The organism is Brucella sp., assembly GCF_032066345.1.
Taxonomy (GTDB): domain Bacteria; phylum Pseudomonadota; class Alphaproteobacteria; order Rhizobiales; family Rhizobiaceae; genus Brucella; species Brucella pseudogrignonensis.
In genome coordinates this window covers 216514-236234 of record NZ_DAMBKZ010000004.1, presented here as the reverse complement: position 1 = coordinate 236234, position 19721 = coordinate 216514, and the positions used below count along the sequence as shown (strand labels likewise).

Sequence of the window (19721 nt, the reverse complement as noted above, 5' to 3'; positions counted from 1 at the left end):
CTACTGCCGTAACTCAAACATTCAACAGCAGGAACTCACGTTCCCACGGGCTGATGACTTCCATGAAGGTTTCAAATTCGGCACGCTTGATCGCGGCATAAGTGGTGACGAATGAATTACCGAACAGATTGCGTAACTCCTGATCGTTTTCAAAAAGTTCTACCGCGTCGATCAGGCCGCGTGGCAGGTCGATTTCCTTGGTGTTGACGCTGGTTGAAGCTGGCTGATCCGCTTCAATCTTGTTCACCAGGCCAATCAGCCCGCAGGCAAGCGAAGCAGCAAGCGCCAGATAGGGATTTGCATCCGACGATGGAATGCGGTTTTCAACGCGTCGACCACCCGGCTCAGACCGCGGTACGCGGAATGCAGTCGTGCGGTTGTCGTAGCCCCATTTCACGTTGACAGGAGCCGACGCGGACGGTGTCAGACGACGATAAGAGTTTACATAGGGTGCGAACATTACAAGCGCGTTCGGCACATGGCGTTGCATACCGCCGATGAAATGGCGGAAGGCTTCGCTTTCACTGCCATCTTCATTGGAGAAAATGTTGCGTCCGGTCTTCTTGTCGACAATCGACTGATGAATATGCATCGCCGAACCCGGCTGGCCCTGAATAGGCTTGGCCATGAAGGTTGCATACATATCATGCTTGAGCGCTGCTTCACGGATCGTGCGCTTGAACAAAAATACCTGATCAGCCAGTTCAACCGGATCGCCATGGCGCAGGTTGATTTCAAGCTGAGCTGCACCTTCTTCGTGGATCAGCGTATCGATCTCAAGGCCTTGGCCTTCAGAGAAATGATAGATGTCGTCGATCAGTTCGTCGAACTCGTTGACACCAGCAATCGAATAGCCCTGACCGCCGCCAATGGCGCGACCGGACCGACCGACCGGAGGTGTGAGCGGGTAATCCGGGTCGGGGTTTTTGCGGACCAGATAAAACTCGATTTCCGGTGCCACGACTGGCTTGAGGCCGCGCTTGTTATAGGCGGCAACGACAGAACGCAGCACGTTGCGCGGTGTGAATTCAACCGCACGTCCATCCTGATAAACCAGATCGCAGATAACCTGCGCTGTGGCGTCGGATTCCCACGGCACGGCCGACAGGGTGGAAAGGTCTGGTAAGAGCCTCAGATCGCCGTCGTCTTCCGGATATTGGAAGCCGTGTCCGTCTTCCGGATAATCGCCCGAAATCGTGGTCATGAACACTGCCGATGGAAGCGCCAGCGAAGTGTTCGATGTGAACTTCTTCGATGGCATCATCTTGCCGCGGGCAACGCCCGCCTGATCAGGGGTGATGCATTCGATGTCTTCAATGTCTCGCCATGCCAGCCATTCTGTGGCTTGCTTCCAGTTCTTCACGCCGCGAAGCGATTTGACATAAGCAGGCGTACGGCGACGCGGCGCACGCGTAACCTTCTTCTCCGTCGTATCAGCAGACATCCAACACCAAAAAATGATTTCGTATGTCCGCATGATAGCGGGGACATTCGACAATGACAAATGACCTTTGAGCAACAATAACATTAAATATTGTGGCGTATTTTGCGGGCGAGGTTGGTTCTGTCGGGCGACCCGCACCCTTCGTTAACATCCGCTGTGCCAGCATGTGAGCAGCTCAGTTGCAATCAGGGGCAAAGATGTGGATTGCCACTTTTGCGTAATGTTGGCGCCACGTTTGAGAGAAAAATTCCCGAATGCATTTTTTTGGAGATTTTCTTTATGCAAAGAACGATCAAAGCGGCTTTCGGATTGGCAGGCGGCACCTTGCTTGCGATGCTCGCCCTGCAAGGGCAGGCCTCGGCTGCAGGTCAAAAACTCACCTGCATGATCATCCTCAATGCGAACAGCGGTGAGGTCATCGCCAAAGAGGGCGAGATTTGCGACAAGCGCAACAGCCCGGCATCAACCTTCAAAGTGCCATTGGCGCTGATGGGTTTTGAAAGCGGCATATTAAAAGATAGCCACAACCCCTCCTGGCCTTACAAGGAGGGTTATCCGGCGTGGCGTGAATCCTGGAAACAATCTGTCGATCCGACCTATTGGGAAGACCAGTCGGTAGTCTGGTTCTCACAGGAGCTGACGCGGAAGCTTGGAAAAGAAAAGTTTCAGGAATACACAGACCAGCTCAATTACGGCAATCGTGATCTGGGTGGCGATCCGGGCAAGAATAACGGCATGTTGCGCTCATGGATTTCCTCGTCGCTGACAATATCGCCCAATGAGCAGGCGGATTTTCTGATGAAAATGGTCAATAACAAGCTGCCGTTCTCGGAAGCTGCAATGACCAAAACCATGGCCATTCTGCCCAGCCATAAGCTTTCAAACGGCTGGACAGCTCATGGCAAAACCGGCTCTGCGTTTGAAACAGGTCCCAAGGGCAAGCCGGATCGGCGTCGTCAATTTGGCTGGTATGTCGGATGGGCTGAGAAAGGCGATGAAAAGGTCGTATTTGTGCGCCTGAACCGAAATATGCTGGCGCATAATGCGGGTATGGGGCCGGTGACGCGTGACGAGCAATGGTCGATACTGGAAAAGACACTTAAATAATCTGAACAGCGCGCCATCGAAATATCTTTGACGGCGCGCTATCGTTTTAAAGCCCGAAATGCTCTTTGATGGATGGAGCTGCAATAATCAGTTGGTCCACCAGATTTGGATCTCGTTCACGGATATATAGAAACACCTGATTTCCGGCATCGGTGATCTGCTCGCTTGAAAGACCGCTTGTGCGGAGATTGGCAGCAGCTTTGAGCAACGCGCTCATCTTTTCGCCAGCAATTGTGTCCATCAAACCTGAAAAAACACCGAGAAAACCGCCGCTTCCCGTGGCGAGCACGTCATGGCTTTCCGCCAGCGGCTTCGCATCGGGTAAAAGCTCGAACACTTTCTCTCCAATTTCCGGTGTGCTGTGTTGCAGCACGGAAAAAACTGATCCGGTCAGTTTTTCGGCAAGCGGCTGATCGATATTGACCCGATTTGCAACGGTGTCGACGAGCGATTGAATGGACATAGTGGCTCCTGATTGCGTCCTGCGACGGTTTTATGGGCCCTGCTTATTGATGGCAATTGTCAAGAACGCATCAAGATTTGATCGAGTTCAGAACTTGCGATGCTTGGCGAAGAAGCGCAAAGACTATAAGCACAGCCCGTAACATTCTGGGATATGCACTAAAATGATCGTTCGTCCGCGTCCGCCCTTGTGGAAATTATTCTTCATCCTCAAAGGCTCAATTGTCACGCGGATATTGCCACAAATCTTTGCGGTATTCGTACTGTCGCTCGTTGTGGTCTGGGCGCATCGCGCCTTTCCGGGTTGGGTTCCGGCATTCAACAATGGCACAGCCTTCGCGCTGCTTGGCATTGCGCTTTCGATCTTCTTGGGTTTCCGCAACAATGCTTGCTACGACCGCTGGTGGGAAGCGCGCAAAGTCTGGGGCAAACTTGTGCATGTGGCACGCAGCTTTGCGCGTCAGACAATGGTGCTGGACCAACTGCCGGGTGCGGAAGGCGTGCGTGCGAAGCTTCTTCATTATGTGATTGCATTCACGCAGTCGATGGTGCCGCATCTTCGTCCAGATGATGGTCAGGCAAAAGCCCACAAATGGCTTAATTCTGATGAGCAAGCAGCCTTTACTGCAAGCCGCAACGGGCCGGATTTCATTCTGCGCAAAATTGGTGAGATACTTGCAGAGCTGCGCGGTGCAGGGTGTATTGATGCGATAGATTTCCAGACACTTGATGAAACGGTGAAAAGCCTTTCCGAAGTGCAGGCGGCCTGCGAGCGTCTGCGCTTTACGCCGGTGCCGTTTGGCTACACGTTGCTGTTGCACCGCACGGCCTATCTGTTCTGCTTTTTCATTCCCTTTGGTTTTGCCGATATGCTGGGTTGGGGGACGCCGTTTGCGACCACGCTGGTCGCTTACACCTTCTTCGGCCTTGATGCACTTGGCGATGAGCTGGAAGAACCCTTTGGCACGCTGCCTAATGATCTTCCGATTGGCGCGATCGCTGATACGATCGAGATCAATCTGCGCGAAGCATTGGGTGAAACGAATTTGCCAGACCTGCCGCAGCCGAAAGATTACCTGCTCATGTAAAAAAGAACCCGACTGGCAGAGCCAGCCGGGGAGGTCAGTCAGGCCAGTCCAACATGGATGAACTGGTATATCAAGGTCTAATCGACTTTCTTTGGATGAAACGACAGGTATTCGACATTTACGCTCGTTATTTCCCGTCGCCGCAGCTTCGCCGAAGTAAATAATGTCACGGCGAAGGTAATGGTCGTGAGCGTCATCATGGGTTTCGGGTAACGATAACCGGGATCAGCAGATCCCCCCAGTTGCCTTCGCCATTCCCGTGTTGCCGTAGGCACACAAAAATAAAAGCATGGTGGTGAAGGCAATTGTCGTGAGCGTCATCATGGGTTTCGGGTAACGATAACCGGTATTAGCAGATCGCCCCAGTTGCCTTCGCCACCATGATGTCGAGCGGAGCGAACCAGCTCAACGGAAACACCGGCCTCGACTGCATTCATAACCGACTGATTGAGGCGGTGCAGGTCATTGGCAAGCATACGGATCGCGCTTTGCTGATCGGTGCTCATCGAGGTTGATTGCTCTTCTGCTCTTTCCTTAACGCGTGCAATCGAAGCCATTGTTATTCTCCTCTCAAGAATTGGGCGTCACTCAGCAGCCGGACGGAACTGTGCTGTTTCGGTGGATTCCTTCATGGCGGTGGTCGAAGACTGGCCGCCGGTGATTGCGAGCGACACGGCATCGAAATAGCCGGTGCCGACTTCGCGCTGGTGTTTGGTTGCGGTGTAACCGTTGGCCTCGGCAGCAAATTCCGCTTGTTGCAGCTCGGAATAGGCTGCCATCTGACGATCTTTGTAGCCGCGTGCCAGTTCGAACATGCCGAAGTTGAGCTGGTGGAAACCGGCCAGCGTGATGAACTGGAACTTGTAGCCCATCGCGCCCAGCTCACGCTGGAACTTGGCAATCGTTGCGTCGTCGAGGTTCTTTTTCCAGTTGAACGACGGCGAGCAGTTATAAGCGAGCTTCTTGCCCGGATGCGCCTTATGCACGGCTTCCGCAAAGCGACGAGCCTGCTCGAGATCGGGCTTGGATGTTTCCATCCAGATCAGATCGCAATAGGGCGCATAGGCAATCGCACGGGCGATACACGGCTCGATGCCGTTCTTCACCTGATAGAAGCCTTCCGCAGTGCGGCCAGCATCATAGTCAACGAAAGGCTGATCGCGTTCGTCAATATCCGAGGTCAGAAGTTTGGCGGCTTCCGCATCCGTGCGGGCGATAACCAGCGTGGAAGTTCCCATAACGTCAGCCGCCAGGCGTGCCGCATTAAGGTTACGGATATGGGCTGCCGTCGGGATCAGAACCTTGCCGCCCAGATGGCCGCACTTCTTTTCAGATGCCAGCTGGTCTTCATAATGCACACCGGCAGCACCCGCTTCGATGAAGGCTTTCATGATCTCGAAAGCATTCAGCGGTCCACCGAAGCCTGCTTCCGCATCGGCAACAATTGGCGCAAACCACGTATCGACCGACAGTCCTTTGCCTTCTGCTGTTTCAATCTGGTCGGCACGCTGCAACGTCTTGTTGATGCGCTTGGCGAGTTCAGGTGCGGCATTAGCCGGATAAAGCGACTGGTCGGGATACATGGCTGAAGCCGTGTTCGCATCCGCTGCAACCTGCCAACCGGAAAGGTAGATCGCCTTCAATCCGGCGCGAACCATCTGCATAGCCTGATTGCCGGAAAGCGCGCCAAGTGCGTTGACGAAATCTTCCTCGTGGATGAGCTTCCACAGACGGTTTGCACCCATCTCGGCCAGCGAATACTTGATCTCCACCGAACCGCGCAGCCTTTTCACGTCTTCGGCTGTATGCGCACGCTGGATGCCGTCAAAGCGGCCCTTTGGTGCCGAAGGGATGAGGCTGTAAAAATCTGTCATTTCGGTGTCTCCTCACACTTGGATCAGGTTTTTGAAGAGCAGATTATCGTCGCTCTTTCTGTGACTAGATTTACAATCCCACTGCTTAAGCGGCCAGAAAAAGCAGCAAAAAGGCCAAATAATTGAGGTAACGCTGTCTAAAAATTGACTGGGCGGATCTGTAAATTTGTAAATATTGTCAAAGGTGAAATTTGAAGCTATTTTGTCACGAGTTGTAAAACTCGTCATTGCTGGTTTGGGAGGACCTGATGAGCGAACGCAAGATTTTTGCCGGCCCACGCATCAGGCGCATCCGCAACGAGCGCGGTCTGACTCAGACATCCATGGCCGAGGCGCTTGGTATTTCGCCGTCCTATCTCAATCTCATCGAGCGCAATCAGCGTCCGCTTACAGTGCAGCTGCTGTTAAAGCTTGCCAGTGTTTACAAGCTCGATCTCGATAGCCTGCAGGCAGAAAGCGGCACGACGGTTGCGGGCCTGAAGGAAGTGTTTTCCGATCCGCTGCTGACGGGAGAATTGCCGGGCGATCAGGAGCTGGTGGAAATTGGCGAGGCAGCACCCAATGCTGCTAGTGGGATCGTAAAACTTTATCGCGCCTATCGCGAACAGCAGCAGCGCCTTTCCGATTTGTCGCAGTTGCTTTCGCATGAAGGCAGCGATGCGCAGCTTTCCGCCACGCGGTTGCCGCTCGATGAGGTCCGTGATGTCATGGCGCGACGGCCCAATCATTATCCGCGTATCGAAGAAGAGGCGGAGAGTTTCTATGGTCTGCTGAAGCCCGATGGCGACCTGTCGGGCGCACTGAAAGAATGGCTGCGACGCGAGCATGGCATTACTGTGCGTACGCTGCCCGTCGCGACCATGCCGAACTGGCGCAGACGTTATGACCGGCATTCGCAGCGACTGTTTATATCGGAGCGATTGTCGCCCTTTGATCAGTTGCAGGAAATTGCCATGGAAGCGGCGCTTATCCGTATGCAGGTGATGATCGGTGCCGAAACGGAAGCGCTGAAACTCTCGTCCAGTGAAGCAAAGCGCATCGCGCGTTTTGAGCTGGCGCGTTATGCGGCGCAGGCATTGATGATGCCCTATCGGCAGTTTCGCGATGCGGCTGTGCGGGCGCGCTATGATGTTGACGTGTTGCGCTCGCGCTTTGGTGTGTCGTTTAAGCAGGCGGCGAACCGGCTCACAACGCTTCAACGACAGGGTAACTCTGCTTTGCCGTTTTTCTTGATGGAAATCGACCATGCGGGCAATCGCTTGCGCATGGCGGGCTCGCAAGGGTTTCCTGTCCGGTTTGGTGGGCAATGTCCTAAGCTGCCGGTCTATGCGGCCTTCACACAAGCGGGGCAGGTGTTGGTGGAGCCAGCCGAATTGCCTGATGGTTCCGCTTTTCTGACGATTGCGCGAACACTTGAAGGACCGCAAGGCGCTTTCAATGAACGTCCGCGGCGCACTGCCATTCTTCTCGGCTGCTCGCTCGATGCAGGTTCTGAGACAATTTATGGTGCGAATAGTGCTCCGCGCACGGAAATCGGTCCGGCCTGTCGCCTTTGTGAGCGACAGGGCTGTATCACACGGGCCGAGCCGCCGCTTACCCGTCCATTGGGACTTGATGAAATGGTGGCGGGATTGTCAGCTTTCGACTTCCAATAGAGCCGGAAGATTTTGGCTGTGACGGTCTGCAAATGGCACGACATCGCAATTTTTGTGTTCGTCTTGTCATCAGCCGGTTGACGAATGCTGCACAATCTAAAAAACTATGAAGTTGAAACAGTTTACCCACCCTTGAGCTGTACCTGGAATCACGGTGCAGAATGGAGCAAGCGATGAGGATGAAATCCTTTCTTCTGGCGACTACAATGGTTTCTGGCCTTGTAAGCGCCGCCGTATTTCCCGCAAGCGCGCAGGAGCGGGTGGTCAATATCTATAACTGGTCGGATTACATCGACGATTCGATCCTCAAGGATTTCACCAAGGAAACCGGCATCAAGGTCGTTTACGACGTTTACGATTCCAACGAAATTCTCGAAACCAAGCTTCTTGCAGGCGGCAGCGGCTACGATCTCGTGGTGCCATCGGGCGAATTCCTTGGCCGTCAGATCCCAGCGGGCGTGTTCCTGAAGCTCGATAAAGACAAGCTCCCGAACCTCAAGAACATGTGGGACGAAATCTCGACCCGTGCCGCGACCTACGATCCGGGCAACGAATATTCCATCAACTACATGTGGGGCACGACCGGCATTGGCTATAACAAGGCCAAGATCAAGGAAGCGCTCGGCACCGACACGATTGACTCGTGGGACGTTCTTTTCGATCCGGAAAAATCGGCAAAGCTTAAAGGCTGCGGCATTTACCTGCTCGATTCAGCCAGTGAAATGCTGCGTCCGGCTCTGAACTATCTCGGACTTGATCCAAATTCCCCATCGCCGGAAGATCTCGAAAAGGCGCAGGAACTTTATCTCAAGATTCGTCCGAATATCCGCAAGTTCCATTCGTCGGAATATATCAATGCGCTGGCTAACGGCGATATCTGCATGGCCGTTGGCTACTCAGGCGACATTTTCCAGGCGCGCGATCGTGCAGAGAAGGCAAAACAGGGCGTAGAGATTGGTTACTCGATCCCGAAGGAGGGCGCGCTGATGTGGTTCGACCAGATGGCGATCCCGGCAGATGCGAAGAATGTGCCTGAAGCGCTTGAATTCATGAACTATATCATGCGTCCGGAAGTTGCAGCCAAGGCGTCGAACTTCGTGTTCTATGCAAACGGCAACAAGGCATCGCAGGAATTCATCGACAAGGAAATTCTTGATGATCCGGCTATCTATCCAAGCGATGAAGTTCTGAAGAAGCTCTTCGTACCGACGCCTTATGACACCAAGGTGCAGCGCGTTGTTACACGCGCCTGGACTAAGATCGTCACAGGCCAGTAACAGTCGGATAATATGACGGCTATTATTAGCCGACGCGGGTTTGCCCGTTGAAATTGAGAGCGGCTCACTGTTCGTACAGCTGGGCCGCTCTACGTCTTGTAGTAGATCAATGGCAGGCTCTGCCTGTGAATGTCAGGTTCCTGATAAGTCGATAGGGGAACGGAATGGAATCTTTTGGCAGCTTTCGCCGCAAATTCGCACCCTGGAATGATCCGGCGGCGAAGCCTTATATTTCTTTTGAAAATGTGACCAAGATTTTCGGCGATTTTACTGCTGTTGATAATCTGTCGCTGAATGTTTTCAATCGAGAGTTCTTCGCGCTGTTGGGGGCATCCGGTTGCGGCAAGACCACGCTGATGCGCATGTTGGCTGGTTTTGAAGAGCCTACTTCGGGGCGTATTACGCTTGATGGTCAGGATTTGCGTGGCATTCCCCCATATAAACGCCCGGTAAACATGATGTTTCAGTCCTATGCGCTGTTCCCGCATATGACGGTTGAAAAGAACATCGCTTTCGGTCTCAAACAGGACGGCATGGCAAAATCGGAAATCGATGCCCGCGTTGCTGAAATGCTTAAGCTCGTAAAGCTTGAGCAATATGGCAAACGCAAGCCGCATCAGCTTTCGGGCGGTCAGCGCCAGCGTGTGGCCTTGGCCCGCGCCGTTGCGAAACGTCCAAAAGTGCTGCTGCTCGATGAACCGCTTGGCGCGCTCGACAAGAAGCTGCGCGAAGAAACACAGTTCGAGCTGATGGATTTGCAGGTCAAGCTTGGTCTCACTTTCATGGTCGTCACCCACGATCAGGAAGAAGCCATGACAATGTCCGATCGTATCGCCGTCATGGACAAGGGCCGTATCATGCAGGTAGCAACGCCTGCCGAAGTATATGAAGCGCCCGGCTCGAAGTTTGTGGCCGACTTTATCGGTAATGTGAACATTATCGAAGGCGAAGTGGTGAAAGCCGCGAATGGTGAGGCAGAAATCGCCACCGAAAAATTCGGCTTCAATATTCAGACCGAAACTCGCGAGCAGCTGAGCGCTGGCCAGAAGGTCTGGTATGCGGTGCGCCCTGAAAAGACACGCATCACCCGCGAAAAGCCGGAAGAAACCTCCGTCAATGCGGTTGAGGGTGAGCTTTGGGATATTGCCTATTTTGGCGATATGACGGTTTTCCACGTTCGTCTCGACAATGGCCGCACCATCAAGGCTGCAAGCCTGAATGCCGTGCGCAAGACGGAAAACCCGCTGACCTATGATGAGCGCGTATGGGTTTCGTTCGATACCGATGCCGGTCTGGTGCTGACAGCCTGAGGAGGGGAGGCACATGCAAAAGCTCATTGCTTCCATAACCAGTCGCCTCGTGATCGCAGTGCCTTATCTGTGGCTGTTGATCTTCTTTCTGGTTCCATTTTTCATCGTCTTCAAGATTTCGTTGTCCGAAGTCACGATGGCGATCCCGCCTTATCAGCCGGTCATTGATCTGACGCAGGGCTTCAGCCTTGCATGGGAGCGCGTGAAGCAGCTCTCCTTTGATAATTACCTCTGGCTGATGGATGATCCGCTTTACTATATGGCGTATCTCTCCAGCGTGCGGATTGCAGCAATCTCGACGTTCCTGACGTTGCTTGTCGCTTATCCGATGGCCTATGGCATGGCGCGTGCGCCACAAAGCCTTCGCCCGACATTGTTGATGCTGGTCATTCTGCCGTTCTGGACATCGTTCCTTATCCGCGTTTATGCGTGGATCGGTATCCTCAAGCCTGAAGGCCTGCTCAACCAGTTCCTTATGTGGCTCAATGTCATCGATACGCCGCTTAACATTCTGAACACGGATACAGCCGTCTTTATCGGTATCGTCTATTCCTATCTGCCGTTCATGATCCTGCCGATCTATTCTTCACTCGAAAAGATGGATTACTCGCTTATCGAAGCGGCACAGGATCTGGGTTGCACAGCTTTCTCGGCTTTCTGGAAAATCACCTTTCCACTGTCGCTTGCAGGTGTCGTGGCGGGTTGTTTCCTTGTGTTCATCCCGGCCGTTGGTGAGTTTGTGATCCCTGATCTTCTTGGCGGTTCGCAGACACTGATGATCGGTAAAACAATCTGGAGTGAGTTCTTCTCCAATCGCGACTGGCCGGTTTCTTCGGCTGTGGCAGTGGTTCTGCTGCTCCTGCTTATCGTGCCGATTGTGATTTTCCAGCAGGCGCAGGCGCGCCAGCAGGAGAAGGGAAAATAAGATGCAGAACAACTGGTCCCGTTTTAACATCGCATCAGTCGCGCTCGGCTTTGCCTTTCTCTACCTGCCGATAGTTCTGCTGGTTATCTACTCGTTCAACGAATCCCGTCTGGTGACTGTCTGGGCAGGGTTCTCGACCAAATGGTATGTGGAACTGTTCCGCAATCAGGCGCTGATGGATGCGGCGTGGGTGACGATCCGCGTCGGGCTTTTGTCGGCCACGATTGCAACCGTGCTTGGCACACTGGCAGCCCTGGCATTGACCCGCTACACGCGGTTTCGCGGGCGCATCCTGTTTTCGGGGATGGTCTATGCGCCGTTGGTCATGCCGGATGTCATCACCGGTCTTTCGCTGCTGCTTTTGTTCGTGGCGATGAACTTTGATCGTGGCTTCTGGACGGTAACGCTTGCACACATCACCTTCTCGATGTGTTTCGTGGCTGTCGTTGTGCAATCGCGTCTGGTAAGCTTTGATCATTCGCTGGAAGAGGCGGCGATGGATCTTGGCGCGCCACCCGTAACCACGTTCATGAAAATCACTTTGCCGGTTATCCTGCCAGCGGTGGTTTCCGGTTGGATGCTGGCCTTCACCCTTTCGCTCGACGATCTGGTCATTGCAAGCTTCACATCGGGTCCGGGTGCAACAACGCTTCCGATGAAGATTTACTCACAGGTGCGGCTCGGTGTGACGCCGGAAATCAATGCGGTTTGTACCATTCTTATCGCCTTGGTGACGACAGGTGTTATCATTGCATCGGTCGTCAACAAGCGCCGCGAAGTGCAGCGCCGCCGTGATGAACAGGCGGCATTCCGCATCGGATAAGCTCTAGAAAACCGTAGCGGGGCAGGCTTACTGCCCCGTTCCGCTTCCTGTCGATGATGGGGAGATAAATGGTCGATCCCATGAGCCGCCGACGAAGAAATGAAGCGGCGGCTTTGCTGCCGCGCCCTGAGCGTTTGGATCGCCCTGGGCTGTCTGGCCCTGCTGATTGTCGGCATTCTGCTGTTGCTGGGGCTGGCTGTCTGGGAAGATAACTTCGCCACTCAGCGCCAGACTGCGATCGACAAAAGGCACAATGCCAGCAAGGTTGAGCGTGCCTTCCGACGTTGCCAATGTCGCATTTTCCAGCGATGCCACGCCATCCGAGAGGTTTGCTTTCATATCGAGGCGATTGAAGGCGAGCGAGACATTGTCCTGTCGCTCAAGGGCAAAGAAGCCCTGGCTTTGTGCCTTGGTCAGAAAGTCCTGAACCGAAAAGCCCTGCATCTGGCCATTGTTCAACTGCACCGAGACATTGCCCTGCGCATTGTTGAGCAAGCCGGACCAGCGATTGGCCGGTCCCTTCATGAACAATGACACATTGCCTTTGCCATTGATGAATGGTTTGTCAAAACCGAGCGCCGCAAAGAGCTGCGAGCTATCAATGTCGGAGGCATTGAAGCGCAATTCGCCGCTGGCTGTTTTCAAATCGCGCACAATCTGGAGATTGGCCTGAAGAATACCATTGAAGGCTTTGGCGTCGCCGATATCGAACATCGCACGGCCGCCTCTGATCTGGACTGCTGCAGCCACACCCGTCATTGAGACCGGTCCCGCAGTTGCCGTCTGTGCTGACAGCCGCAAATCCAACTCGGATCGATTGATAAAGCTTGTATCAATGGTGTCGCGTTCGTTCTGATCACGTTCGCTCGGCGAGCGGGGCTGGTTTACAGGCAGCGGCACAAAGATCGAAAACAGGCGACGCAGGTTCAGTTTCTCAAAAGCGAGCGTTCCCGTGACGGCGGGCGTTTCCTGCTCAAATCCAATCTCGATCACACCCTTGGCCGGGCTTTCATCCGTCGTCATCTCGACATCGGCAAATTTCAAGCGACGCGGTGTGGAGGTGATAGTGGAGTCGAGCGAAAAGGCGCCAATTTCCGTGCTGCCCGCGACAGGTGGCAAGGCAAGCCAACGCAGCGAATTGCTCAATGAAGGCGTCTTGGCGCTCAACGCGCCTTCAAAGAAACGATCATTGGAAATATTGGCTTTGCCTTCAAAGGTGATGTTGACCGGGTTGGACGTAAAGCTCGCGGTCACGTCAGAAGTGCCACCTGCGAGCAACGGAAGGGCTTGCGCTGCAGTCAGGCTGAACTGGGTGTTCTCGCCGCGCCATAGCGCACTGCCGCGAAGCGTTGCAGCACTTGATGTGCGTGGCCATTCGAGCGTGGCATTCACCTTGGTGATCTGCTGGTCTTCTTTCGGTTCTTCTTCCGAATCCGGGTGGTTGAACGAGATTGTGCCGTCGCGAACCACAACGCGACCAAAAGGCTGGGAAGCCTGCTGCGTTGCAAGCGTCTTGTCATTGCCACCATTTTGCTGCTGCAAGGCGCGTTGCGCGCGTATCGCTGTGCCCAATCGACCATTCGAACTTGCAATCGCATCCAGCAGCTCAGAAAAATTATCGACCGGACCGCCAATGTTAAAATGCGGCCTTACAATCTGTGTTTCAGAGAATGACAGCCTGCCCATGATAGCATCAAGCGGCGAAAGCTCGATTTCAATGCGGTTGGCGCTCATGAAAGGCTTGGCACCCTGATCGGACAGTTTGCTAAGTGTCACGCCATCGAGCGAAGCCCGAAGAACAGGAAACACGCGCAAGCGCGGTGCTTCACGCAGTTCAACACTATAGCCGGTCCACGCACTGATTTCCTGCGCCACACGAATGCGGATCGCATCGGTTGAGACGATGAAAGGTATGATCGCGAGCAGGGTGGCGACCGCTGCCGCGCCCAGAATGACGAGCGCAATAATAAGGCGCATAAACTTCGGCCAGCGCATCAACCATCCTATCAGTGAGACATATTCCGTAATCTAAACTAGCTCAGCACTGTGGCAAAGCAAAGCCGCCTATGCTGATTCCATCTTATGGTTAAACAATTGTTTCTCAGAAATTAACCCTGATTTTACAGGAGTTTCCAATCTCTAAATTCCGACATCGGATTTTAAGGCCGTATTAACCAGCTAGGCGCGATAAAGAATGCAACACTGAGTAATGATCGAGCCGCTTGTTGTGCTTATCTGTCACTTGCTTTCGTGTCTTTGTCTCTGAGATTTATCGCGCTGGCTTTTGTTGGCGCTTTTTTTTGTTTGCAAATGAAAAGCCCTCCGGCTGGAGGGCTTTTATTCATATCTAGAGCATCTCCTAAAGAAAATGCTCTATCTTTTCCGAAAACCGGTTCCCACTTTTCGGGATACGCTTAGATCATTCCGCGAGAACGCGTGTGGGTGGGAAAACGATTTCCACCACAGTTCCCTGGCCGGGTGTGGAGTCGATGGCAAACTGTGCGCGATTGGCTTCAACCATCGCCTTGGTCAGCGGAAGTCCAAGTCCCGTGCCTTCGTTGCGCCAGTCTTTCGCGCTTTCGGCCTGACGACGTTGCATGGTGTTGACCTGACGGAACGGCTTCAGTGCCTGTTCGATTTCAGCCTTGGTCATACCGACGCCGGTATCACGCACACGCATCACGACATCGCCATTCAGCTCATAATTCGTCGAAACGATAACCTGTCCGCCAGTTGCGGTGAAGCGCACGGCATTGGAGAGCAGGTTGAGTGCGACCTGCTTGATCGAGCGCGCATCGGCGACGATATCCGGCAGGTTCGACTGGAAGCTGGAACGGATAATGACACGTTCGCGGTTGGCCTGCGGCTGCATGAGCGCAATGGCTTCGCCGATAGCGTCATTGAGCGAAACCGCTTCAAACTCCATGTCGAGCGCACCGGCTTCGATCTTTGAAATATCAAGGAGATCGTTGACCAACGCCAGTACATGGTTGCCGGAACGGTTGATGTCACGCAGATAGTCGCGATAACGCTCGTTGCCGATCGGGCCGAATTTTTCATCGGACATTAGTTCCGAGAAGCCGATAATGGCATTGAGGGGCGTGCGAATTTCATGGCTGATACGCGCAAGAAATTCCGTTTTCTGACTGGACGCACGTTCGGCTTCGCGACGTGCATTGGTCAGTTCTTCCTCTGTGCGCTTCCACTGTGTAATGTCGCGCAGAACTGCACAATATCCGTTTGTATGCGGTAGCTTGCCCATAGTCATGAACAATGGAATGAAACCGCCCTGTGCTTCACGACCAATCACCTCGCGTCCGTCATTGAGGACACTCAAAACGCCATTACCGGAAAGGCCATGCAGATAATCCATCGCCGCACGCTGGCTTTCGATGGCAAAGAGCATGGAGAAGAACTTGCCTTCCGTATCGTCCTGATCATAGCCAAACAGCGCCGAGGCCGAATGGTTCATCGAGCGAATGCGGCCCTCAGGATCAATCAGCACAACACCATCGGTTGCGGTGTCGAGAATGGTCTTGAGCTCTTCGATATGGGCCTGCAGTTCCTGCTTTTCAGAGCGACCCTCAAGGGTCGGTTCTGGTGTACTTTGAACAGGTGCAGTCGCTTCAACCGCGACAGGCATGAGGCTTAGCATCAATGCGCGGCCAGAACGCCAGTTGATCGCATTAAGATGTGCATCGACCGGTTCTTCATGGCCATCGGCATGACGTAGCACCATGCCCTGACGCTTTTCACTGTCGTCGGCTTCGCTGTTGAAAAGCGCATCAACGCCACCAGCCTTACGGATGTCTTCAATCGCGTCATAACCCGTCAGATCAAGCAGCGCCTGATTGACGTAATGGATATCGCCGCCAGACTGAATAATCACCGGCACAGGCAGATTGGCAAGCAAAGCCGTTTCATCAGCAAACACCTTTTCTTCAGAAACAGCGGGTGTTGCGGCCTCTGTGGCAGGCTGTTCGCCGGAATTTGTTTGAGCAGGTTTCGAAACCAGCGCGACAGGTGAGGCGCGTTCGGCGGCAGGTTTTATCTGCTCGGCTGCAATTGGCTTCTCATCTGTTGCATCCTGATCCTGACGCGAGTTTGCGAGACCCTGCTTGCGCAAGCGATCAGCGATTTCGCGGAATGCATTGCGCTCTGTGGCCGTCAGGCCGCCTTCAGGGCGTTTGTCAGTCTTCGTCTTGTGTTCTTTTTCGTGATCCGCCGCGACTTTTTCGCGGGCAGCAGCGTTGAGAAGCTCAAGCACCTTGTCGGATTCCCGACGACCCGGATTAGGAGTCAGAACCACAGGTGGCTGATATTTGGCTTCTGAAGGATGATCGTCATTCGCAACTTCTTCTGAAAGCGCCAGAACATCATCGTCCGCACCGTCGAGCGGCAGGGCGGTCTGTTGTGCTTCTGGAACCCGCTTCTGCGGAACACCGCCAGCCAGCACAATGCCGATGGTTTCAGGGTCTGCTTCTGCATCCTGCGGATTCACAAGGCCAAAACCGCGGAAACCGATAAATTCGCGATCGCGCGAGTAAACGGGAAGGGCGGCAAGCTCTACTGGCACGCGGAGATTTGTGCCCTCAACCGGCCAAAGCAGCTTTTTACCCGACCAGGTATCGCGCTTTTGCAGCAGAACGGCGATTGCGCCATCCGTGTCGAAGCCAAATACATTGGCAACTTCCGCAAAGCGGCGACCGATAACATCGGCAGCATTAGGCCCGATAATGATGCCCAGTTCTGGCGATAGTTCGGTAAATGAACCGGCCGCATCCGTCTTCCATATGAAGCGGGCTGGTGCGCCGTCACGATCAAAAGCAAATTCCTTTGGCTTCTGGATCTCTTCGGCCTCGACCGCTGCTTCTTTCACTGCGGGTACGATATTTTGTTCAGCCAAAGGCGCATCGGTGGTCGAAGCCGCCTGTGTCGCTTCGCTGATAATGCAGAGCAGGTGCAAAGCAGGGGCGTCTGAAAGGCGCGCCAGCGCACCCGGAACTGAATGCTTTCCCGCACGAATACGCCGCTTGACCAGATGATCATCCGCATCTTCTGCTTCGACGATCAGATCTTCAAGGGTGGATGCGGAAATATCAAGCGCTGCAAAACGTGAGCTCGCAGCAAGAATTCTCGCCTGTGCATCAATCAGTGCGACATGCGTTGTGACATCAGCAAGGCCGGAAATAATATCGCCTGGCTTAACATCTTGCCGGTCGACAGACATCAGCAAGGCTTCAATGCCATCGGGCAGGACAATATTCGAAATCTTCAGGCGGGTCAGTTCGGCCCGCATTCCTCCGCCCAGACGAACGGCAACAATCCTGGGCGCGATGTCGGTCTCATCGGTGGAAGCTGTAATCTGTCGGCGCGTTGCGACCGGCAAATCAAGGGCACCGCCGATCAGGTATTCGATACGATCATGGCCAAAGAGGCTTGCGCCAGCGCCATTTGCCCAAAGCACTGTCGATAAGTCGCGCGTCAGCACGAGCTGCGCGTCGCCCTTGGCAAAACCTTCGCGGATTTGATCCAGCGCGGCAATATCGATGAAGGGGTATGATCCTGACATACCGGTCCTTTACCTGTTCTTCCGTCCACCCAAGAAACCTCTTAACGACCTGTTAATAAGCCTCTTGCGGGTTCGGGTCCATATTTGCATTCGATATGGACCTTACTTTCTGTTCCATTAGTTAATGCAGGTAAGGCAATTTTATGTGTTGGTGGATAATCCGCGTTTATGCACAACCATGCATAAAACATGGTAACCGGATTGCGTCGAATTTTAACGATTGCGGCTTTCGAGCTAACAAACGGGGAAATCTTCAAAAAAGATCATTATAATCACTTGCAATGTGGTTCGATTCTCCGTATGTGACCCCCTGTCGACGGACACCGAAGCGAGTTCGTTGAGATTTAGGTACGCGGTCGTAGCTCAGTTGGTTAGAGCGCAGGATTGTGGCTCCTGAGGTCGGTGGTTCGAATCCACCCGTCCGTACCATCTAATTTTCCAACATATACTGTAGACAGTGTCTGAAACAGATAAGCATGTTGTGTAATATGCCGAAGTCGCTGTATTTGAGCAGAACGTTGGCATCTTTTTGTAATTTAAAAGAAGCTTCCAACAAGTCATTGAAATTTCGTGATTCCGGATATCGGTTTTTCATGGAATCCCTTAATATTGCCGGGCAATTTTGGCTAGCTTCTTCCCTATGGAACAAAACCACTACCCAATCATTGGGCTATTGTAGGAGCGTCCAGAAAGGGAGGTATTGTTTCATGAAACAGGTCAGCCCGCGTGAAGCGCGACAGGGTCGTGAGGGCAAACCCGTTCTTGTAATTTTGCTGGTTAGCATAGCTGCAGCTGCAGTTGTCTGGCTGCTTGTTGAGCTTTTCGGGAGCGCGATTGCACCTGATGTGCCTTCCAATAGTGAAGGCTCGGTGCCACCAGCCAGCACCGAAACTGTTCCGCCTGCTTCCGGCAATTGATCTTTAAAAGCCAATATGAATTGCGGATACATATTGCGTTTCAAGCCGCCGGAACAAAAGCCGAGAATTTCCGTTGAAGGGCATGGATCAATTCTGGGCCGAATTCACACACGATAATATGCTGAGCCTGCCAGTCGTATTGGCAAGAATGCTGCTCGCAACTCTTCTTGGCGCGGTTATCGGTCTTGAAAGAGAATGGCGAAAGCGACCGGCAGGGTTGAAGACCCACATGATGGTCTGTCTCGCATCAGCAACCTTCACAATCGTATCGCTTGAGCTGGTGAATGTGCCGGTTTTCGACGATCAGAACATCCGCATGGACCCTTCGCGTCTTGTAGAAGCGATCACCAGCGGTGTGGCATTTCTTGCGGCTGGCTTTATCATCTTTGCCAAAGGCCAGATTACCGGCATTACAACGGGTGCGGGCATGTGGCTTGCTGCAGCTATCGGTCTCGCAAGCGGCCTCGGATTGTGGCACATCGCGATTATGGCAACGGCCATCGCCGTTATCATGCTGATCGCGGTTGGAAAGATGGAAAGATCGGTAAGGCCAGACAGAGGCGACTAGAGCGCATCCCGAAAAATGTATGGCGGTTTTCGGACAAAGATACGCGTTAGAAATTATTCAGAGCTCCGCCGCTGCCGTGGCCAGCTCAGTTGTTATTGGGCTAATGCTTGCTCAATGGTGTCTTTCAGTGCAAGCCGCTGCTTGCGCAGGTTGGTTTCCTCTTCCTGACTGACAGGTGCTATCTTGCTTTCGGCCCGATGAATACGGTCATTGACCGAGTCATATTCCTCCAGAATGCGAGCGAAACGCGGGTCAGCGGCCTTCAGGGCATGAATGGCAACCAACTGACCGGGAAACTCTTCACCAAGCGTGTGAGGGGTGTTTGACATGGTTTTCTCCTTCCTTTGATAAGGGCAGATTGGCAGGTGAAAACCGAAGCCTCATTGATCCCAATCAATAGGGATAAATATCGTTATATGCAGTTTCTGCATGGCTCTTATGCAAAGGCATCACTTCAAACAGAAGTTGTGAAACACCATCTCAATGGTGCGGACCAATAAGGCGTCCGTGATGGAGATGAAAATGTTTGCCCGCTTTAATAATCGTTTCGGTCGTGCCTTTGCGCAATTCGGTAGTGCCGTTCGCGCATCTGCTGCCCTGCGTGTTGGACATCAGCCAATGGCAAAAGACCTTGAGACGCTCGGCATCGACGTGGCTCAGTTCCGCAAGATCCACGACTAAGCTTGCAGTTGTTTATTG

General features: G+C 53.4%; 17 protein-coding genes and 1 tRNA gene. 11 read left to right on the top strand and 7 right to left on the bottom strand.

The features are described 5' to 3' along the window. Positions 1 to 13: 13 nt before the first annotated feature. Positions 14 to 1444 carry a glutamine synthetase family protein gene (locus tag RT142_RS07530; protein WP_007879682.1) on the bottom strand — a complete coding sequence of 477 codons (1431 nt, stop codon included), beginning with the start codon at positions 1442 to 1444 and terminating at the stop codon, positions 14 to 16. A gap of 279 nt (positions 1445 to 1723) precedes the next feature. Here RT142_RS07530 and blaOXA point away from each other — a divergent pair, with 279 nt between their 5' ends. Continuing rightward, entirely contained in the window at positions 1724 to 2551 is an 828-nt protein-coding gene (blaOXA, locus tag RT142_RS07525) for an OXA-919 family class D beta-lactamase (RefSeq protein WP_313028169.1), read from the top strand. Positions 2552 to 2597: 46 nt separating this feature from the next. Here the strand turns inward: blaOXA and RT142_RS07520 are convergent, their stop codons facing one another. After that, entirely contained in the window at positions 2598 to 3014 is a 417-nt protein-coding gene (locus tag RT142_RS07520) for a DUF2267 domain-containing protein (protein ID WP_113158195.1), read from the bottom strand. Between the two features lie 163 nt (positions 3015 to 3177). Here RT142_RS07520 and RT142_RS07515 point away from each other — a divergent pair, with 163 nt between their 5' ends. Then, positions 3178 to 4101 (top strand): bestrophin family protein, encoded by a 924-nt coding sequence (locus RT142_RS07515; RefSeq protein ID WP_313028168.1) that lies wholly within the window; start codon positions 3178 to 3180, stop codon positions 4099 to 4101. Positions 4102 to 4421: 320 nt separating this feature from the next. On the opposite strand, the gene RT142_RS07510 is transcribed toward RT142_RS07515, so the two are convergent. Beyond that, positions 4422 to 4658 carry a hypothetical protein gene (locus tag RT142_RS07510; RefSeq protein ID WP_007879671.1) on the bottom strand — a complete coding sequence of 79 codons (237 nt, stop codon included), beginning with the start codon at positions 4656 to 4658 and terminating at the stop codon, positions 4422 to 4424. Between the two features lie 27 nt (positions 4659 to 4685). Then, positions 4686 to 5975, bottom strand: coding sequence for an isocitrate lyase (gene aceA, locus RT142_RS07505; RefSeq protein ID WP_112813498.1), 1290 nt, complete (start codon positions 5973 to 5975; stop codon positions 4686 to 4688). A gap of 248 nt (positions 5976 to 6223) precedes the next feature. Between aceA and RT142_RS07500 the strand changes: the two genes are divergently transcribed. From RT142_RS07500 to RT142_RS07480, 5 genes are all read left to right on the top strand, one after another. After that, positions 6224 to 7630, top strand: a complete 1407-nt coding sequence (locus RT142_RS07500; RefSeq protein ID WP_231195487.1) for a short-chain fatty acyl-CoA regulator family protein — start codon at positions 6224 to 6226, stop codon at positions 7628 to 7630. A 173-nt stretch (positions 7631 to 7803) separates the two neighbouring features. Beyond that, on the top strand, positions 7804 to 8907 hold the full coding sequence (locus tag RT142_RS07495) for a polyamine ABC transporter substrate-binding protein (protein ID WP_007879666.1): 1104 nt from the start codon (positions 7804 to 7806) through the stop codon (positions 8905 to 8907). Positions 8908 to 9071: 164 nt separating this feature from the next. Next, positions 9072 to 10217: an ABC transporter ATP-binding protein gene (locus RT142_RS07490; RefSeq protein ID WP_112806848.1), complete on the top strand. Its 1146-nt coding sequence runs from the start codon at positions 9072 to 9074 to the stop codon at positions 10215 to 10217. A 13-nt stretch (positions 10218 to 10230) separates the two neighbouring features. Next, positions 10231 to 11142: an ABC transporter permease subunit gene (locus tag RT142_RS07485; RefSeq protein ID WP_064321871.1), complete on the top strand. Its 912-nt coding sequence runs from the start codon at positions 10231 to 10233 to the stop codon at positions 11140 to 11142. 1 nt (position 11143) lies between these two features. Next, a complete protein-coding gene (locus RT142_RS07480) occupies positions 11144 to 11965 on the top strand; it encodes an ABC transporter permease (RefSeq protein WP_007879660.1) in 822 nt (273 codons plus the stop codon). Between the two features lie 27 nt (positions 11966 to 11992). On the opposite strand, the gene RT142_RS07475 is transcribed toward RT142_RS07480, so the two are convergent. Further along, the gene (locus RT142_RS07475) at positions 11993 to 13960 is read right to left on the bottom strand and encodes an AsmA family protein (RefSeq protein WP_313028165.1); all 1968 of its coding nucleotides are present in this window, start codon (positions 13958 to 13960) and stop codon (positions 11993 to 11995) included. Between the two features lie 424 nt (positions 13961 to 14384). Next, a complete protein-coding gene (gene pdhS, locus RT142_RS07470) occupies positions 14385 to 17537 on the bottom strand; it encodes a cell-division control histidine kinase PdhS (protein ID WP_313028164.1) in 3153 nt (1050 codons plus the stop codon). Between the two features lie 352 nt (positions 17538 to 17889). Between pdhS and RT142_RS07465 the strand changes: the two genes are divergently transcribed. From RT142_RS07465 to RT142_RS07455, 3 genes are all read left to right on the top strand, one after another. Continuing rightward, positions 17890 to 17966: transfer RNA gene (locus RT142_RS07465), tRNA-His, on the top strand. A gap of 278 nt (positions 17967 to 18244) precedes the next feature. Next, entirely contained in the window at positions 18245 to 18454 is a 210-nt protein-coding gene (locus tag RT142_RS07460) for a hypothetical protein (protein ID WP_231195485.1), read from the top strand. 82 nt (positions 18455 to 18536) lie between these two features. Continuing rightward, positions 18537 to 19022 carry an MgtC/SapB family protein gene (locus tag RT142_RS07455; RefSeq protein WP_007879655.1) on the top strand — a complete coding sequence of 162 codons (486 nt, stop codon included), beginning with the start codon at positions 18537 to 18539 and terminating at the stop codon, positions 19020 to 19022. Positions 19023 to 19114: 92 nt separating this feature from the next. Here the strand turns inward: RT142_RS07455 and RT142_RS07450 are convergent, their stop codons facing one another. Beyond that, positions 19115 to 19351 (bottom strand): YdcH family protein, encoded by a 237-nt coding sequence (locus RT142_RS07450; protein WP_007879653.1) that lies wholly within the window; start codon positions 19349 to 19351, stop codon positions 19115 to 19117. Positions 19352 to 19544: 193 nt separating this feature from the next. Here RT142_RS07450 and RT142_RS07445 point away from each other — a divergent pair, with 193 nt between their 5' ends. Then, positions 19545 to 19703 (top strand): hypothetical protein, encoded by a 159-nt coding sequence (locus RT142_RS07445; RefSeq protein WP_162699557.1) that lies wholly within the window; start codon positions 19545 to 19547, stop codon positions 19701 to 19703. Positions 19704 to 19721: the final 18 nt, after the last annotated feature.

Excerpts from the sequence above, each read along its gene's own strand:
- aceA (WP_112813498.1), bottom strand. The coding sequence starts at position 5,975 with ATGACAGATTTTTACAGCCTCATCCCTTCGGCACCAAAGGGCCGCTTT.
- RT142_RS07515 (WP_313028168.1), top strand. The coding sequence starts at position 3,178 with ATGATCGTTCGTCCGCGTCCGCCCTTGTGGAAATTATTCTTCATCCTC.
- RT142_RS07475 (WP_313028165.1), bottom strand. The coding sequence starts at position 13,960 with ATGCGCTGGCCGAAGTTTATGCGCCTTATTATTGCGCTCGTCATTCTG.
- RT142_RS07455 (WP_007879655.1), top strand. The coding sequence starts at position 18,537 with ATGGATCAATTCTGGGCCGAATTCACACACGATAATATGCTGAGCCTG.
- blaOXA (WP_313028169.1), top strand. The coding sequence starts at position 1,724 with ATGCAAAGAACGATCAAAGCGGCTTTCGGATTGGCAGGCGGCACCTTG.
- RT142_RS07530 (WP_007879682.1), bottom strand. The coding sequence starts at position 1,444 with ATGTCTGCTGATACGACGGAGAAGAAGGTTACGCGTGCGCCGCGTCGC.
- RT142_RS07510 (WP_007879671.1), bottom strand. The coding sequence starts at position 4,658 with ATGGCTTCGATTGCACGCGTTAAGGAAAGAGCAGAAGAGCAATCAACC.
- pdhS (WP_313028164.1), bottom strand. The coding sequence starts at position 17,537 with ATGTCAGGATCATACCCCTTCATCGATATTGCCGCGCTGGATCAAATC.
- RT142_RS07495 (WP_007879666.1), top strand. The coding sequence starts at position 7,804 with ATGAGGATGAAATCCTTTCTTCTGGCGACTACAATGGTTTCTGGCCTT.
- RT142_RS07485 (WP_064321871.1), top strand. The coding sequence starts at position 10,231 with ATGCAAAAGCTCATTGCTTCCATAACCAGTCGCCTCGTGATCGCAGTG.
- RT142_RS07500 (WP_231195487.1), top strand. The coding sequence starts at position 6,224 with ATGAGCGAACGCAAGATTTTTGCCGGCCCACGCATCAGGCGCATCCGC.
- RT142_RS07460 (WP_231195485.1), top strand. The coding sequence starts at position 18,245 with ATGAAACAGGTCAGCCCGCGTGAAGCGCGACAGGGTCGTGAGGGCAAA.
- RT142_RS07490 (WP_112806848.1), top strand. The coding sequence starts at position 9,072 with ATGGAATCTTTTGGCAGCTTTCGCCGCAAATTCGCACCCTGGAATGAT.
- RT142_RS07445 (WP_162699557.1), top strand. The coding sequence starts at position 19,545 with ATGTTTGCCCGCTTTAATAATCGTTTCGGTCGTGCCTTTGCGCAATTC.
- RT142_RS07520 (WP_113158195.1), bottom strand. The coding sequence starts at position 3,014 with ATGTCCATTCAATCGCTCGTCGACACCGTTGCAAATCGGGTCAATATC.
- RT142_RS07450 (WP_007879653.1), bottom strand. The coding sequence starts at position 19,351 with ATGTCAAACACCCCTCACACGCTTGGTGAAGAGTTTCCCGGTCAGTTG.
- RT142_RS07480 (WP_007879660.1), top strand. The coding sequence starts at position 11,144 with ATGCAGAACAACTGGTCCCGTTTTAACATCGCATCAGTCGCGCTCGGC.